Raw genomic sequence first — 16,345 nt, forward strand, 5'->3', positions numbered from 1 at the left:
GCCCGACGCGATGGACAGATGAGAATCACGCATCACTTAGCAGTGTTCCTCGTCACCACCCTGTTCATGGTGTCGATTTTCCTGCTGCTCTACAGCGCCACCCTGGCGTTCTCCGTCGCGCTCCTGCGAGACATCTTCGACGCCTTCCTCGGCATGCTCAGCCGGACGACGCTGGCCGACGCCGCACTCTGGCTCATCCAGTTGCGCGAATCGATCCACCCGAGCCTGCTGTTCATCGGATCGCTGGGCCTGACGATGCTGTTCCTCTATCTCGAATACATCATCCTGTCGGGCCGGGACGAGCACCTCCGCCACCTGCCGCTCGAGCTGCAGGCGGACACGCTGATGCGCGAGGGCAGGCTCCGCCGTGCTCTGCGTCTGTACAAGCAGATCGGCCGGTGGGACCGGGCGGCGGAAATCTACCGCCAGCGTCGCCAGTATCCCCAGGCAGCGCGCATGCTGGAACACCTGGGCAACGAGAGCCTCACCCGCGCCGGCGAATTGTACGAGGAGATGGGCCGGCTGGACCAGGCGCGCCGGGCGTACGCGGCGGCGGGCCAATACTTTTACCAGCGCCAAGAATGGGAGAAGGCCGCCAAGTACTATCTGAAGGCCGAGGACAAGGCGAGCGCGCTGGCGTGCTATGAGACGCACCTGCGCGATCTCCGGAGCCTCTACCCCCCGGAGCAGCTCCGGGAACGCTGCCAGAAGATCGTCCAGTTGGCCGACCAGCTCGGGCTCCCTCTGAAGGCCGCCGCTTTCTGCGAGACCGCCCAGGACATCCCCGGCGCGGTGCAATACTACACGCAGGGGGGCAATTTCATCCGGGCGGCGGAATTGCTGCTGGCTGGTGGGGAAACCGACCAGGCGCTGAAAGTCATGGGCAAGATCACGGCGGATCACAAACAGTACACCGACAGTCTGGTGCTCATGGCCCGCCTTCACTTCCGCGATGAGCGCTACCAGGAATCGTTGAAACACTATGTCGAGTACTTCAAGCGGGTGAAACCTTCCGATACCACGCTGGAGGAGTTCTTCCAGATGGGCCTCTGCCTGGAAAAACTCGGCCGGCTCAAGCACGCCCGCGACGTGTATGCGCGGGTGCAGAGCATCCGGCCCTTTTTCATGAACGTCGATGAGCGCATCGACGCGATCGACCACAAAACCAGCGAGCCGGATGCGATGAAGGCGATGCTGGACCAGGATGCCGCCGCCAAGGATGCCGGGCTGTCCGACGATTTCCTGATCCGGTTGGGGGAGCGCTACACGGAACTGGAAGAAATCGGTCGCGGCGGCGCAGGGATCGTTTATAGCGCGCGGGACAAGATCCTCGATCGCACCGTCGCATTGAAAAAATTGCCCACCTCGGTCACCCAGGACCCGGCCCGCCTGCAGGCCTTTTTTTCGGAAGCCAAGGCCATCGCCAAGCTCAACCACCCCAACATCGTGGCCATCCACGACATCATCAAGGCAGACAACGCCTACTTCATCGTGATGGAATTCATCCGGGGCACCACCGTCGAGCGGCTGCTGGAGGTCAAGGGCGCCCTGTCGCTCAAGCTGTCCCTGTATATCGCCCGGCACATGCTGCAGGCCCTGTCCTACGCCAACCGCAACGGCGTCAGCCACCAGGACATCAAACCGGCCAACATCATGCTCAGCGACGACAAGATCGTCAAGCTCACCGACTTCGGCATCGCCCGACTGTTCCACGAACTGCCCGGCCACTCCTCCGACATCGTCATGGGCACGCCCAAGTACATCTCGCCGGAGCAGCTCCAGGGATCCCCCGTCGACGAACGGTGCGACATCTATTCGTTCGGGATCACTTTTCACGAAATGCTCACCGGCACGCTCCCGTACCCCTTGGACGGCATCCTCCACCACCACCTGGTCACTCCGCCCGTGCCGATCCGGTCCCACAACCCCTCGCTCCCGGTGGAACTGGAGCAGATCGTCCTGAAGTGCCTCGAAAAGGATCGCCAGCTCCGCTATCCGTCCGCCGCCGTGCTGCTCGAGGAGTTGAAAGCCGCCACGGCCCGGCCGCCGAACTGATTCCCGGGAGACCGCCATGCGCCACTATCGTCAGGAACTGACTTTCCAGACCCCAACCCGGATTGCCCTCGTCAACATCACGCCACAAGTGGCAGAAGCCGTCCGCGCCAGCGGTGTGCGGGAAGGACTGTGCCTGGTCAACGCGATGCACATCACCGCCTCCGTCTTCATCAACGACGACGAACCGGGCTTGCACCAGGACTATCAGGATTGGCTGGAACAACTCGCGCCCCACAGCCCCACCGCGCGCTACCGCCACAATCGGACAGGCGAGGACAACGGCGACGCGCATCTCAAGCGTCAGATCATGGGGCGGGAGGTGGTCGTGGCCATCAGCGGGGGTGCGCTTGACTTCGGCCCCTGGGAGCAGATCTTTTACGGTGAGTTCGACGGACGCCGGCGCAAGCGGGTTCTGATCAAGATCATCGGCGAGTGAGATCCGGGCGCCGGTGCCGGTGTTACTCAGCCAGCCGGGCGGCCAGCAGGCGGCAATCCAGGGCATCGAGCGCGCCGGACCGGTTGAGATCGCCCATGTCCGGCCGGAGACAGGGCGGCTTGCCGGGCGCCAGGTTACCCACGACCAGGTGCAACAGCAGGCCCAGATCCCGGGCATCGGATCGACCATCGCCGTCCAGATCGCCGTCGGGCTCCAGGACACAGCGGATTTCGCGGCCGCTCACCTGGACATCGTCCACGTACCAGCCGCCCGATCCCACCACCAGGTCACAGCCCAGGCGGAAGCGGATCTGGACCCTTTGGCCGCCGTATGCGGCGAGATCCACTTGGGTCTGGATGAACCCCTGGCTGTCGCCGGACCAGGCGGCGCGCCGGCCCAGCGGATTGAGCAGGAAGAAATCCAGCTCGTGCGTGTAGCCGCCGGCGCTCATCGCCGAACCGAGGTCGGCCCACGGCTCCGTGGCGGTCCGGATCTCCAGGACGCCGCCGTCGGACTCTGTCTCCAGGTCGTAATCGTGCCAGAAGGTCAATGCCGCACCTTCAGGCACTTCAAACCAGGGGCTCAGCAACGAGTTATCCTTGATGTTGTCTTCCGCGGGGGTGAACCAGCTGGTTGCCGGAGAATGGCTCCACCCGCCGACCTGCGACCAGTCGGTCACTCCCTGGTCGAGCAGGTGGCTCCACCCGCCCGCACCCGCCTCCACGTCGTCCGCAAACGTGATCCGGTCCACCTCTTCGCCCGCGAGCAGCGCCATCGGCTGCTCCCACTGCAGCGCGTCGCCCGCTTCGTTCCGGCATTCGATGGTCAACAGCCAGTCCAGTTGCGCGCCACAGGCCAGCGCATCATCCAGGATGACGTAGAACTCACCGGTCGCGACGGCACCGACCGCCAACGTGGAGTAACCACTGGCCGCGGGGTCAATCTGGACCTCCGGCATGCCGGTGGCCAGGCTGGCGGTGACATCCACGGCGGGATTCGTGCCGATGTTCTGCAGAGTCAGCTGCATGGTCACCGACTCGCCCGGTTCCGGGATCCCGTCGCCGTCGCCACCCCAAAATTGCCAGTCGGTCGGGACCACCACCGGTCCCACCACCGGCATGAAGCAGAGGCTGAGCCCGGGTTCCACCACCGGTTCGCGGCAGGCGAACTGAAGCCCTTTCGTTCCGTTGTAATCCTCGATCCCCACCGTGGCGTCGGCGCCGAAGTCATAGGCCGGGTCGCCGAACGCGGTGTCCTGGTAATTCAGGTGGATCTTGTGGGTCGACTCCTCCAGCGCGACCTGGAACGTGACCGCCCCGACTTTGTTGTAATGCGCCACATTCAGCCAGGACACCACGAACAGCCGGTGGGGCGGCTGCCCGTCAACCCGGTAGCGGATGGCCGCCCCCGGCTTGGTCAGGTCCAGGTCGGTCCAGAACGCCGCGATGACCGCGTTGGGATTCTCCGGCCGGGGGATCTGCGTGTTGCCGGCGTCCCAATCGTAGACGCCGGTGAAGCGGAGCAGTCCGTTCGTGGAGATCAGCACCTGTTCATACGTCTTGCCGTAGAACTTGAACGGGAACCCGATCGGTACGACCGCGCCCGCATCATCCTGGCCGGCCAGGACGGCCGCTCCACCCGCCGGCTCGATCCAGGCCGGGTCCTGCGTCTGCATCAGGTAGTCCATCCGCTCCACCACCTCGCCCGAGACCACCTCCTGGTCGGCGGCCAGACCGGGCGCGCTGGCGAAAAACGTGATCTGGGCGCTGCTCGGGCCCGCCGGCACCCACCGTCCGGTGAACAGCCCGTCATTTGCACGGACATCGGCGTCCGCACCGTCGTCGCTCAGGGTGAGGGTGCGCGTGCCCGCCGCATCCACCACCCGGGCGGTGACGTGCGGCTGGTCCACCGGTTCGGCGCAATCGGTGCCCACCACGGCGCCCAAGGTCACGTCATCACCGTCCATGACGACGAATCCACCTGCAGGCTGGTCGGGGACAAGCCGGACGGCTGTCGGAGTGCAGGTCCAGTGCAGGGCGGTCTCGGGACAGCCGAAGAGGGTGGTTTCAAAATAGACCCAACGGTAACTGCCGTCGCCGGCCAGGGCGGCCAGACGCTGACGGGATTCGTTCAGGGCAAGACCCAGATTGCGGCGGAACTGCTCGAACACGGATCGCATGTACTCGTGGTCAAACACGTTGGACGTGCCGTTGGTGCCGCCGGACGCGTACCAGCCGTAGCGCGTGTTCATCACCGCGGCGAACGCGGCGGCGGTGGTACCCACGGTCATCCGCTCGGCGAAACAGACGTCGTAGACGAAGTTCCCCGGGTAGCAACCCTGGCTGTACACAAAGAACGGACAGGTGTTGGTGAGCCGGCTGACATCGGAGTTGTACAGCTTCAAGCAATAGGTGCTGTTGGCGTGCCCCAGGTGGTTGACGATGTGTGTGTCGTCGGTGTTGAAATAGGTGTCGATTAGCGTATCGGTCGACCACTCCGCACCCGGCGCGTCATACAGGCGCTCGGCGGGAATTCCGGCCATCGCCCCGTAAACGACATCCTTGCTGTCGCCGCCATAGGTCTGGTCGTCCAGCTTTTCGCCCAGCAGCAGCGTGCGGAAGGGTGGCGCAGAGTTCTCGTAAGCGATGATTTTCTGAATCTGGGTGGTCGCTTCCGTGGGGCTCGAGGCGGCGATGCGGCCCACTGCCACCTCCGCGAACAGGTCGGTCTCGTCGGCGGGCTCGCCGAACAGACTGTTGCCGTTCGCGTTCCAGTCGCCGTCGAGGGCGGCGAAATAGAGATCGGTGGGGATGGCGGTATCCACGGTGTCGCCGACCTTGCCATAGGTGCCCCGCCACGGGATGATCTCGCTGTCGCCGCCGAGCACCACCCAGCGGGTGCCGTGGCTTTGGTATCCGGAAGTGATGAACGTGCGGAGCTTGTGCGCGCTGTCGGTGCCCGGCGTGGCGGCGAGGATGTCCTCGATCCGGACGAGATGGACATTCAGACCCCGGCTTGTCTTGTGGTCGGCCAGCTCCTGAAAACTGGTTTCCAGCGCCGCGTTCGTCACGATCAGGTACTCCCATGCCGTGTCCAGCGATTTCTTCTCCGGCGGAGCGTAACCGTCCAAAGTCGCAGGATTGTCCACGAGCGCGGCCACATCCGCCCGGTCATCCGCCAGTGGGCGCCGCATGGGCGCGGCCTTGGCCCGCGGCTCCGGCGCCAGCGTGAGCACAAGCCGCATCCGGGGGATAAACTGCAGCTCACCGGCGGCCGGGTAGTACACCACCGGATGCAGCGTGAAGAGGGCGACCGGATACCCCTTCAGCCACTGCACGCCGGCCGCTGAGGCGCGGGCGGCGGGAAACGGTCCGGGTGTGTCGTAAATCCTCGGGTCGGGCGCCACCGCTTCGATGCCGGCCCCCGCTGTGGGGAACAGGCCGGGGCAATGGGAAACCCGGACCGGTCGACCCAACAATACCGGTGCCTCGGCCTTGAGGTCGAACCCCGCCAGGCGGAATCCGGCAGGGAGGAGTACCCGACCGGTGAACACCGGCAGCATGGGCTGGCCGGGCTCCAGCGAGTCCGGGCAACCGGCGATCCGGACGTCCACCCGGCCGTCCGGGTGCCGCTCCAGCCGCGGCCGCTCGAAGCGGTATTCCAGCACGAGTTCCTCCGCGGCCATCCAGGCCGCGAAGAGATACAGCAGGACCAGCACACCAGCCATCCGTCTCATGAGCACCATCCTGACGGCGACATGGCTTCATTGTATGCTAAGCGTCGGCGGGGCGCACAACAATTCATGCCAGAAAAAACTGTGGGGCGGCGGACGACCGCTCGCCGCGCCATCCCCACGTGCTGCCGTCGGTCGCGGCCGGCCGTCAGAACCGGTAGATGAACGTGCCCTGGGCGCGGACGCTCTGGCCCTCGTTCAAGTCGACGTAGCGGGTCCACCAGGGCGAAACTTCCAGGCCCACCTGGACCGCGCTGGTGATGCTGTAGAAGAAATTGCCGAACAGCGCCATGTTGCGCGAGCGGTTGCCGGAGGCCAGGTCGCGGTTGACCGGGTCGTCCACGGCGCCGCCCAGGTTGAACTTCCACCCCTTCCACGGACCGAAGCCCACGGCGGCCCAGCCACCGATGCTGCGGATCTCATTGAGCCGGGCTTTGTTGAAGCCCTGGCCCACCGCCGCCAGGTAGGTGTCGACATTGGCGCCGCGCCAGAACTCGCCCTGCAGCGTCACGCCCTTGGCCAGCGGCAGCTGGGCGTCCAGACCCCACGAATACGTGTCGAGGTCCACGCTGTTGCCGGCGGCGTCCAGGTCGTACTCCTCCTGGCCCCAGTGGCCGTACACGCCCACCGTCGCCTTGCGCTTCTCGCCGAAGGGCAGCGTCAGCGCCAGTCGGCTCTGGACGGTGGGGAAGCCGGCGTCCTCGCCGCCGTCGCCCGGATCGTAACCGGAGGTGTGGCCGATGGTCCGGACGAACGCGCCCTGGAGCTGCAGCTTGGTGTCGCCGCCCAGATCGAATCCCTTGGTCAGCCGGAACTGCGGCCGGCGGTAGCCCGGATTGCCGGTCCACCACATCACGGTGTAGTTGATGGTGTCGGGCAGCAGCGGCGCGATCACGTCCGAGGTCTGGCCGGCCAGCAGGCTGAAGTCATGCTCCGGCCACTCCAGCTTCACGAACGCGTGACGCAGCATCGGCTGGGGCTTGTTCTCGCCGCCCTCCAGGCTGTAGAAGTCGATCTCGACGTTGCCGGTGGTCTTGATCGCGCCGGTGGCCGGCCCGTTGATATTGAGCCCCACCCGGGTCTGGTTGGCGGTCATGTTGAATTCATCGTCCTTGCCACCGGGCCCCTCGGGGAGCACCCACCGGGCGAAGTCACCCACGTCGGTCCGGGCGGTGTCGTAGGCGGCGTCCAGTTTGACGAAGCCGTACAGTTCCACGGCCGGTTTCTTTTTGGCTGCCGCTTCGTCCGCTTTCGCGACGGCGGCCGGTGCCGGCGCCGCAGCGGGGGTCGGGGCGGGCGCGGGAGCCGGGACGGCCGCCGGCTCGCGGAGCGCCAGCTGCCGCACCTCCGCGATCGCCACCTCGAGCTGGCGGATCTTCTCCCGCAGCTCCAAATTTTCCTTCTTGAGCGCCTGGAGCTCGTCCTGCACGGAGGCTCCCTGGCCCGGCACACAGCCGGCCGCGAGGCACAGCCACAGTCCGGCGATGATGAGAGGGTTACGCATGGCGGATACTCCTTATCGATAATTGGATCTCTTCATGTCCTGTCTTCGGCCCGCCCGAAAAACATGGCGGCGACACAATGCGATCGGTTACAATCAAGCGGCGACTTCAAAGAGCCGCCAACGGACCCGTCATTCGTCACCCAGGAGGCAGACACCATGGCCGACCAGCAACTCAAGACCGTGCTCGAGCGTGCCATCAAAAACGAGGAGGATGCTCACACCTTCTACACCCACCTGCACGATATCGTCCAGGACACCACCGCCCGGGAGGCCCTGCGGTTCCTGGCGGCCGAGGAACTGCGCCACAAGGAGTTCCTCGTCAACTACCTCGAGGGCCGGGTGGCGGCAAACAGCCTGTCCACCGACCAGGTGATCGATTACGGCGTCGCCCAGTACAACGACAAGCCGGACATCCAGAAAGACCTGGGCACCGCCGAGGTCTTCCTGGTGGCGGCCCACCGCGAGTGGAACGCGCACAAATTCTACCAGGGGCTCGCGGCTCTCCAGCCGGAGGGCGAAGTCAAACAACTGCTCACCGAGTTCGCCGCGCAGGAGCTCCGGCACAAGGAGAAGGTGGAGTACCTGTACAGCAACACCGCCTTCCCCCAGACCGCCGGCGGTTGATCACCCGCCGACAGCCGGCTCAGTGAGTCCGGCCGGGCCGATAATACTGGTGCAGCGACCGGTCGCAGGCCGGGCAGGTATGCCCGGGCCGGCAGTGGTCTTCAAACTCGCCGCGAAACGCCTTCAACAGGGTGGTCAGCGGAACGATCGGCGACTGGCCCAGCGCACAGAATGAGGCCTTTTTCATCAGTTGGGCCTTTTCCAGCATCTGGTCCAGTTCCGCCGGCGCCGCCCGCCGCTCCGCCAGTCGGCGCGCGTGGTGGTGGAGTTGCGCGGTGCCCACCCGGCAGGGGATGCACTGGCCGCAGGATTCATGCTCAAAGAAGGCCATGGTCTGCAGCAGGAAATCCACCGGACAGGTGGTGTCGTCGCACACCAGCACCACGCCCGAGCCCAGGGTGACCCCGTGCTTCATCGGCGTGTCGATATCCAGAGGCAGGTCCAGCAGCTCGCCGGTCAGGATCCCGCCGGAGCTGCCGCCGACCTGGGCGAACTTGAACGGGCGGCCGTCGCGGATCCCCTGTCCGTACACGTCGATGATCTCGCGCAGTGTGGCGCCCATGGGCAGTTCCACCAGACCGGTCCGATTCAACCGGCCGGACAGGCAGAACAGCTTCGTGCCGGGACATGAGACCGGACCCACTTCCTTGAACCAATCGGCGCCCCGGTCGAGGATCAGGGGAACCGACATCAACGTCTCGACGTTGTTGACCGTGGACGGCAGGTTCCGGAAGCCGGCCTGGCCGGGGAAGGGCGGCTTGAAGCGCGGATAGCCGCGCAGCCCTTCCATCGAGTTGATCAGCGAGGTCTCTTCGCCGCAGACGTAGGCACCGCCGCCTTCTTTGATGAAGACATCAAAGCTGAACGCCGTGCCAAAGAGATTCGTCCCGAGACAGCCTTTGGCCCGGGCCTCGTCGATCGCGTGCTGCAACGTGTCGATGGAGCGCCGGTATTCGCCGCGGACATAGATGTATCCGATCGTGGCGCCGGTGGCGAAGCCGCAGATGGCCATGCCCTCCAGCAGCAGGTGGGGATTGCCCTCCATCAGTACCCGGTCCTTGAAGGTGCCGGGTTCGCCCTCGTCGGCATTGCAGATCACGAACTTCTGCATCGAACCCTTCACCACGAACGACCATTTCAGGCCGGCGGGGAAGCCGGCGCCGCCACGGCCGCGCAACCCTGACTCCTTGACCACGGCGATGACGTCCGCCGGCGTCATGGCGACGGCTTTGCGCAGGGCCGCGTAGCCGCCGAGTCTGATGTAGCTGTTGATCCGCGCGGGATTGACGCGCCCGATATCGGCCAGCAACCGGCGGGTCTGCCGCGGATCATCGATGATCGTGGCCGCCGCGGCCGTTTCACGCCCGGACCCCTGGCCGTCGGCCGCCGCCGACTCCCGGTACGACCGGATGATCCGGGCCAGCCGCCGCCGAGTCAGATTCCCGTGCAGGTCATAATTGACCATCATGGCCGGGGCCACCGAACAGATCCCCAGACACTCGCACCGCTCCAGGTAGAAGAGGCCGTCCGGCGTGGCTTCGCCATCGCCGATACCCAGCAGCTTGTGCAGCGATTCGAACACATCAATGGCGCCGGCCGTGTGGCACGGCGTCGACTTGCAGACCCGGATCACGTAGCGGGCGCGCGGGGCGGTCCGGAACATGGTGTAAAAATCCACAAAACCGGCGATGGCGCTGGCGGGGAGGTTCATTTCCTCGGCCACCTTGCGCAGCGTGGCGGGATCGAGACAGTTGCATCCGGACCGAGTCTCCAGCTCCCGCAGGATCAGCATCAGATGCTCCTGCCGGCGACCGAATTTCGCCACCACCTCGCGGATGTCAGGCGTCATGCTCATTGGCCACCCCCCAGCGGATACACCTTTTCCACCTTGCAGGCGCACACCTTGAACTCCGGAATCTTGCAGCCGGGATCCAGCGCGTCGATGGTCAGTGCGTTGGCGCACGCCTCGGCAAAGTGGAACGGGATGAAGACCACGCCGGGTTTGATCTCCGGTTTGATCCGGATCTTCAGCCGGATACTGCCCCGGCGCGTGGAGACAGCAGCGATCTCCCCGTCAGCGAGCTCCAGGTTCTGGGCGTCATGCGGGTTGATCTCCACGTATGGCTCAGCCACAATTTCGTTCAGGATTTTGGAATTGCGGCTCATCGTGCCGGTGTGGAAATGTTCCAACAGCCGGCCGGTGGTCAGCGCCAGCGGGTACTCGGGATCCACCTCCTCGGCGGGTGGCGTATACTCGATGGCCGTGAGCAGGCCGAGGCCGCGCGTAAAGCGGTCCTTGTGCAGGTACTGGGTGCCCGGATGGCCCGGCGTCGGGCAGGGCCACTGGAGCAATTCCTTTTCAATCCGTTCGTACGTCATGCCGGCATACGACGGGGTTAACCGGCGGATTTCCTCAAAGATCTCCTCGGCGCTCGCATAGTTCCAACCGGCACCCAGTCGGTTGGCCAGCTGCTGAATGATCCACCAGTCCTCGCGGGCGTCACCGGCGGGTTCGACAACCCGGCGCATGAGCTGCACGCGCCGTTCGGTGTTGGATACGGTGCCCTCCTTTTCGAGGAAGGCATAGCCGGGCAGGACCACGTCGGCATACTGAGCCGTCTCGGTCAGGGTGATGTCCTGGACGACGAGGCAATCGAGCTTCTCCAGCGCTTCGATGACGTGGTGCTGGTTGGGATCGGACAGGACCGGGTTTTCACCCATCACATAGAGCGCCCGCACCTGACCCGCGATGGCCGCATTCATCGACTCGACGATCGTCAGCCCGGGCTTATCCGGCAGGCCGCTCACGCCCCAGGCCTGTTCCACCTTCTGCCGCGCTTCGGGATTGGTCACCGGCTGATAGGCGGTGAAGACGTTGGGCAGGCCGCCCATGTCGCAGGCTCCCTGGACGTTGCTCTGGCCGCGCAGCGGGTTGACGCCGCCGCCCGGCACGCCAATGTTGCCCAGCAGCATCTGGAGGTTGGAGACGGATTTCACTCCGTTGACGCCGGACTTGAACTGGGTGATGCCCATGCAGTAGTACACCGCCATTGGCTTGGCCGCCGCCAGCAGGCGGGCGGCGGTGACGATCTGCTCCGGATCCGCCAGTCCGCAGATGCCGGCGACGTGCTCGGGGGTGTACTTCTGCAGGACACCCTCGAGCTCGGCGAACCCCTCGCAGCGGGCCTTCACATATTCGGCGTCATGCAGCCCCTCGCGCAGGATGACGTGCATCAGGCCATTGAGCAGGGCGATGTTGGTGCCCGGCCGGATCTGCAGAAACACATCGGCATAGCGGGCCAGTTCGATCCGGCGGGGATCGGCGACAACGAGCTTCTTGTTGCCGCGGATGACCGCCTTCTTGATCATGGCCCCGATGACGGGGTGGTTTTCCGTGGTGTTGGAACCGATGACGAAGAACGCCTCCGAGATCGGAATCTCCCGGATGGAGTTGGTCATGGCTCCCGAGCCCAGTGTGGCCGCCAGACCGGCGACCGTGGAGCTGTGTCAAAGCCGGGCGCAGTGATCGACATTGTTGGTGCCGATCACCGCGCGCATGAATTTCTGCAGCAGGTAGTTTTCCTCGTTGGTGCACTTGGCCGAGGTGAAGGCCATGACGGCGTCAGGCCCGTGTTCGGCCTTGATCCGGCCAAATGCTCCGGCGGCGCGGTCCAGCGCCTCGTCCCACGTGGCGGGGACCAGTTCGCCGTCTTTGCGGACCAGCGGCTGGGTCAGGCGCTTGGGGCTCTGGACGAAGTCGAACCCGAACCGACCCTTGACGCACAGGTGCCCTTCGTTGGGGCCGTCCAACGCGCCCTCGGCCTTGACCAGCTGGCCGTCCCTGTTGGTGAAGAAATCAATCTTGCAGCCGACGCCGCAATAGATGCAGATGCTGGATCTCCTGGTCAACTCCCACGCCTGGCCGCGGCCGAGCACCGTCTGGAACGACAGCGCGCCGGTGGGGCAAAGCTGCACGCATTGACCGCACTGGACGCAGTCGGATTCGCCCAGCACGTCGGTGATGCCGGTGGTCAGGTGGGCGTGGCTGCCGCGCCCGGCAAAATCCCACACCCGGTTCATCTGGATTTCACCACAGGCCTTGACGCAGCGGCCGCAGAGCACGCAGCGGTTCTCCTCTCGCCGCAGCCCCTCGCTGGAGGACACGTCGCGGGACCGCACGTTGCGGGGCAACCCCGCCGGCGGCGGCGTGTCCAGCCCGTGCTCGTGGCACAGCGCCTGGAGTTCACAACCTCCGTTCGCCTCGCAGTAGAGGCAGTTATGATCCCCCTCGGCCAGGAGGAATTCAAGAATCCCCCGGCGCATGGCGGTGATCTCCGGATCCGCCGTCACGATTTTCATCCCATCGGCCACCGGTTCGGTGCAGGCGGTCTTGAACATCGTCTGGTTGACCCGAACCAGGCAGATCCGGCAGGCGCCCGTGCGGCTGATCTGCGGGTGGTAGCAGAGCGTGGGGATGCGCACCCCCTCCGCCCGCGCCACGTCGAGGATGGTCTGCCCGCGCCGGCACTCCACCTCCCGACCGTTGAGCGTGATCTTGATGGTTGGCATGGTCTTATCCTTTCGCGGGTGTTACTGCAGGATTTTGCGGACGGTTTCGATCAGCTTCTTCGGCGGGATCGGCTTTTCCAGAAAGATGTTCACGGGCCACGGCCGATCGGTGATGTGCTGGAAGGTTTCCACGTAATCGGGCGACTGGGCCATCGCCGTCAGCATGACGATGGGAATGTCTCGCGTGGCCGGATCGTCCCGCAGCTCATAGGCGAGGTCGAACCCGTCGGTCTGGGTGTCCATCATCACATCGAGCAAGATCAGATCGGGATGCTTTTGCAGGATTCGCTCCTTGGCCGCCTGGCGGTTGCCGGCGGAACTCACTTCGTACCCTTCGGCCTTGAGGACGATCGAGACCACAGCAACCAGATCGGGATCGTCGTCGACAATCAGAATTTCTTGCGCCATGACACAACATGCTCCTTGATAAAAAACAGCGCCGGACGCGGGGCCCGGCACCGCGCGATGATCAGACGGATTTCGGGGTTTCAGCGGGCGTCAGTTTGCTGTCGTTGAGCAATAACGAGAACACCAGACCCACCGCAAGGAACGCGGCACCGGTGTAGAACGAGTAGGTGGCCGCATTCTCCGCAAACTTGTCCTTGATGAGTGCGAAAATCTGCGGACCGACAATGCCGGCGGCGGACCAGGCGGTCAGGATAACCCCGTAGACTTTGGGCATCAGCTTGGCGCCGTACACATCCCCGACGAAGGCGGGCATGGTGCCGAAGCCGCCACCGTAGCACAGCAGGACGTAGCAGACCAGGATGCCGAAGATCCACGGATTGCCTGTGAACACCATGAAGATGAACGCGACGATCTGGGTGGCCAGCAGCAGACGGAATACGTTGGTTCGGCCCAGCTTGTCGGACAGGCCGCCCCAGAGGAACCGGCCGAACCCGTTGAACAGCGAGCTGATGGCGATCAGGGTCGCACCGACGGCGGCCAGGGAGGCAACCGCTGCGGCGATGGTTTCGGCCGATGCGCCGGCGGCTTCCAGTGCCTTGACGTTAAGGGCGCTGTCCGCCTTCGCCACGATGTCCTGCATCAGCGGCGACTGGAGGGAGATCACGGCGATGCCGGCGCAGATATTGCAGAAGAAGACAATCCACATCATGATGAACTTGGCCGACAGCAGGTAGCGGGACAGGGGCGCGGTGGGTGCCGCGGCGTCAGCGGCGGCCTTGGCCGCGCCGCCCGGCGGATTGTAGCCCGCCGGCACAAAACCGGCCGGCGGATTCTTCAGGAACGCCGCAAAGATCACGCACAGCACCAGGAACGCCACGCCCAGGTACAGGAAGACCTGGACCAGATTGCCGCCGGTTAACTCCATCAGGAAGGGCGCGAACACCTTGGACATGATCAGGGCGCCGAAGCCGAAGCCCATGACCACCATGCCGGTCACCAGCCCTTTCTTGTCGGGAAACCACTTGGCCGCGGTAGCCACCGGCGTCACGTAGCCGAGGCCGAGCCCGCTCCCGCCGATGACGCCGTAGCCCAGCAGCAGCAGCGGCAGAGAGTGCTGGCTCAGGGCGAATCCACCGATCAGGTACCCCAGGCCGAACAGGATGCCGCCGGTGACAGCCAGTTTGGTGGGGCCGAACCTGGCCAGGTTGATGCCGCCCCAGGCAGCGGCCAGACCCAGGAAGCAGATGGCGAGATTGAACGCCCACATCACCTGGGAATTGCTCCAGCTATAGGTGGCGACAAGCGGCTTTTGAAAAAAGCTCCAGGCATAGACGGTGCCAAGAAGGACCATCAGCAGGGTGCCCATGATGGCCACCAGCCAGCGGTTGGGTGTGGATGCGGTTGTATTCAAGCTATTTCCCTCACAGCAGAGATTATTCCGGTATTCCGCCAGATCATTGTTGTTCGAGGCGCGCTATTTTATGAGATTCCCGCCCGAGATACAAGCGGATTCGTGTAATATTATACTGTCTATGTAAAGCACTTTTGGCAGCAGCCCGCCGGCGATGCTACCATTCATGTCATGCGGAGGTCCGCACAATTGGAAGAGCACGAGATCGTCCGATATCACGCCCAGGGCGCCGAGGTGCTGCGCGACGCGCTGGTCGCGGAAGCGCGAGTGAGCATCTGGCTCAACGGCAAGGAAGCGGCCAGCCTGATGGCCCTGCCGGCGGAACTCGAGGAATTGGCGCTCGGGTTTCTATTCAGCGAGTGCTACTTCGACGATCCGGCCGTCGTCCGGGAGGTCACGATCAATCCGGGCCTGCACGCCGTCTCGGTCACCCTGACTGAGCCGGCCCGACTGGAGGCATCGGAAGCCGTCCGCACGTTCACCACCGGCTGTGGCCGGAGCGTCTCGCGCCTGTCACCCGTCTGGTCAGCCTGCTTCCAGGTGCTCCGCTCAGCGGCCACCCATCCGGTTCAGGAGATCCTGGCTGCGATGCGCCGTCTGATCGGGAGTTCGCGCCTGTTCCGCGACACGGGCTGCGTGCACACCGCCGGACTCTGGCAGGCGGGAGATCTCCGCTGGATCTGCGACGACATCGGCCGGCACAATGCGGTGGACAAGGTCGTTGGTCATGCCCTTCGGACGCACTGGCCCGTCGGTGACGACGCCATGCTGGTGAGCACCGGTCGCCTGAGCAGCGACATCGTTCTCAAATCCATCCGGGCCGGGATTCCGCTGCTGGTGTCCCGATCGGCGCCAACCAGCGGCGCGGTCCAAATTGCCGCCGCGCACGGAATCACCCTGGTGGGATTCGCCCGAGCGGAGCGGTGCAACGTATACACCCACCCGGACCGGGTCCGCCTGTCATGAGCGGCGAGCGGTTGCCCGCCGCGGGACTGGTGCTGGCCGGCGGGGGCAGCCGGCGCATGGGTCGGAGCAAACTGTCCCTGGCCTGGGACGGGGGCACATTGCTGACGCGCATCATCACCGTCCTGAACCACACCGTGAAATCGACCTGGATCGTGGGCCCGCCTGACGCCACCCCGTGGCCGGTGCTTCCCGGGGTGCGGTTCATCAGCGAGGAACACTCAATCGGTCCATTGGGCGGATTGCAGGCCGGCTTGGCCGCGATGGCCGAGCCGGTCGGCCTGGTGGTCGCAGCGGACATGCCGTTCGTCGGACCGGAGGCCATCCGGCGCCTCTGGCGGCTGGCCGCCGGCGCGGAGGTCACGGTGCTGCGAGCCGCCGACGGCGCCCATCCCCTGTTCGGCGTGTATCGGCGCAGCTGCCTGCCCGCCATTCAGCGGGCCATTGAACAGGGGCAGCACCGGATGACCAGCTTCTGGGATGCGCTCCCGGTCCGCGTGATCGACGTGGGCGACAACCCGTTCTGGGCCCGGGTGCTGTTCAACGTCAACACGCCCGCCGATTACCGCCGCGCCCTGCGCATCCGCGCGGAGAGTGCAACCGGCGATTGACCGTCGGCCGCCAACCGAGCGCGGTGCAGGC

At 65.1% G+C, this 16,345-nt stretch carries 11 protein-coding genes; 5 read left to right on the plus strand and 6 right to left on the minus strand.

The annotated features are described in order from the left end of the window. Nucleotides 1–18 precede the first annotated feature (18 nt). Both GX414_09385 and GX414_09390 read left to right on the plus strand, forming a co-directional pair. A complete protein-coding gene (locus tag GX414_09385) occupies nt 19–2,055 on the plus strand; it encodes a protein kinase (GenBank protein NLI47306.1) in 2,037 nt (678 codons plus the stop codon). Nucleotides 2,056–2,071: 16 nt separating this feature from the next. Continuing rightward, entirely contained in the window at nt 2,072–2,491 is a 420-nt protein-coding gene (locus GX414_09390) for a YjbQ family protein (GenBank protein ID NLI47307.1), read from the plus strand. Between the two features lie 22 nt (nt 2,492–2,513). Here GX414_09390 and GX414_09395 read toward each other — a convergent pair whose 3' ends face one another. Further along, on the minus strand, nt 2,514–6,227 hold the full coding sequence (locus tag GX414_09395; protein ID NLI47308.1) for a hypothetical protein: 3,714 nt from the start codon (nt 6,225–6,227) through the stop codon (nt 2,514–2,516). Between the two features lie 145 nt (nt 6,228–6,372). Further along, nucleotides 6,373–7,728: a hypothetical protein gene (locus GX414_09400; protein ID NLI47309.1), complete on the minus strand. Its 1,356-nt coding sequence runs from the start codon at nt 7,726–7,728 to the stop codon at nt 6,373–6,375. A gap of 156 nt (nt 7,729–7,884) precedes the next feature. On the opposite strand from GX414_09400, the gene GX414_09405 reads away from it, so the two are divergent. Continuing rightward, complete coding sequence (locus GX414_09405) at nt 7,885–8,352, plus strand: ferritin family protein (protein ID NLI47310.1); 468 nt, start codon at nt 7,885–7,887, stop codon at nt 8,350–8,352. A 19-nt stretch (nt 8,353–8,371) separates the two neighbouring features. Here GX414_09405 and GX414_09410 read toward each other — a convergent pair whose 3' ends face one another. The 4 genes from GX414_09410 to GX414_09425 all read right to left on the minus strand — a co-directional run bounded on the left by GX414_09410 (nt 8,372) and on the right by GX414_09425 (nt 14,695). Beyond that, nucleotides 8,372–10,207, minus strand: a complete 1,836-nt coding sequence (locus tag GX414_09410) for an NADH-quinone oxidoreductase subunit NuoF (protein ID NLI47311.1) — start codon at nt 10,205–10,207, stop codon at nt 8,372–8,374. Beyond that, nucleotides 10,204–12,921 carry a formate dehydrogenase subunit alpha gene (gene fdhF / locus GX414_09415; GenBank protein NLI47312.1) on the minus strand — a complete coding sequence of 906 codons (2,718 nt, stop codon included), beginning with the start codon at nt 12,919–12,921 and terminating at the stop codon, nt 10,204–10,206. The genes GX414_09410 and fdhF overlap by 4 nt, the downstream gene beginning before the upstream one ends. A gap of 21 nt (nt 12,922–12,942) precedes the next feature. Further along, nucleotides 12,943–13,329 carry a response regulator gene (locus GX414_09420; GenBank protein NLI47313.1) on the minus strand — a complete coding sequence of 129 codons (387 nt, stop codon included), beginning with the start codon at nt 13,327–13,329 and terminating at the stop codon, nt 12,943–12,945. Nucleotides 13,330–13,390: 61 nt separating this feature from the next. Further along, nucleotides 13,391–14,695 carry an OFA family MFS transporter gene (locus tag GX414_09425; protein NLI47314.1) on the minus strand — a complete coding sequence of 435 codons (1,305 nt, stop codon included), beginning with the start codon at nt 14,693–14,695 and terminating at the stop codon, nt 13,391–13,393. Between the two features lie 234 nt (nt 14,696–14,929). Here GX414_09425 and fdhD point away from each other — a divergent pair, with 234 nt between their 5' ends. Both fdhD and GX414_09435 read left to right on the plus strand, forming a co-directional pair. Beyond that, complete coding sequence (fdhD, locus tag GX414_09430) at nt 14,930–15,706, plus strand: formate dehydrogenase accessory sulfurtransferase FdhD (protein ID NLI47315.1); 777 nt, start codon at nt 14,930–14,932, stop codon at nt 15,704–15,706. Next, nucleotides 15,703–16,314: a molybdenum cofactor guanylyltransferase gene (locus GX414_09435; protein ID NLI47316.1), complete on the plus strand. Its 612-nt coding sequence runs from the start codon at nt 15,703–15,705 to the stop codon at nt 16,312–16,314. The genes fdhD and GX414_09435 overlap by 4 nt, the downstream gene beginning before the upstream one ends. The last annotated feature ends 31 nt before the right edge of the window (nt 16,315–16,345 follow it).

Source organism: Acidobacteriota bacterium (genome assembly GCA_012517875.1).
In the GTDB taxonomy this organism is placed as follows: Bacteria; Acidobacteriota; JAAYUB01; order JAAYUB01; family JAAYUB01; genus JAAYUB01.

What these genes read in the sequence shown, in the direction of transcription:
- GX414_09385 (NLI47306.1), top strand. Translation starts at nt 19, where the DNA reads ATGAGAATCACGCATCACTTAGCAGTGTTCCTCGTCACCACCCTGTTC.
- GX414_09390 (NLI47307.1), top strand. Translation starts at nt 2,072, where the DNA reads ATGCGCCACTATCGTCAGGAACTGACTTTCCAGACCCCAACCCGGATT.
- GX414_09395 (NLI47308.1), bottom strand. Translation starts at nt 6,227, where the DNA reads ATGAGACGGATGGCTGGTGTGCTGGTCCTGCTGTATCTCTTCGCGGCC.
- GX414_09400 (NLI47309.1), bottom strand. Translation starts at nt 7,728, where the DNA reads ATGCGTAACCCTCTCATCATCGCCGGACTGTGGCTGTGCCTCGCGGCC.
- GX414_09405 (NLI47310.1), top strand. Translation starts at nt 7,885, where the DNA reads ATGGCCGACCAGCAACTCAAGACCGTGCTCGAGCGTGCCATCAAAAAC.
- GX414_09410 (NLI47311.1), bottom strand. Translation starts at nt 10,207, where the DNA reads ATGAGCATGACGCCTGACATCCGCGAGGTGGTGGCGAAATTCGGTCGC.
- GX414_09420 (NLI47313.1), bottom strand. Translation starts at nt 13,329, where the DNA reads ATGGCGCAAGAAATTCTGATTGTCGACGACGATCCCGATCTGGTTGCT.
- GX414_09425 (NLI47314.1), bottom strand. Translation starts at nt 14,695, where the DNA reads ATGGGCACCCTGCTGATGGTCCTTCTTGGCACCGTCTATGCCTGGAGC.
- GX414_09435 (NLI47316.1), top strand. Translation starts at nt 15,703, where the DNA reads ATGAGCGGCGAGCGGTTGCCCGCCGCGGGACTGGTGCTGGCCGGCGGG.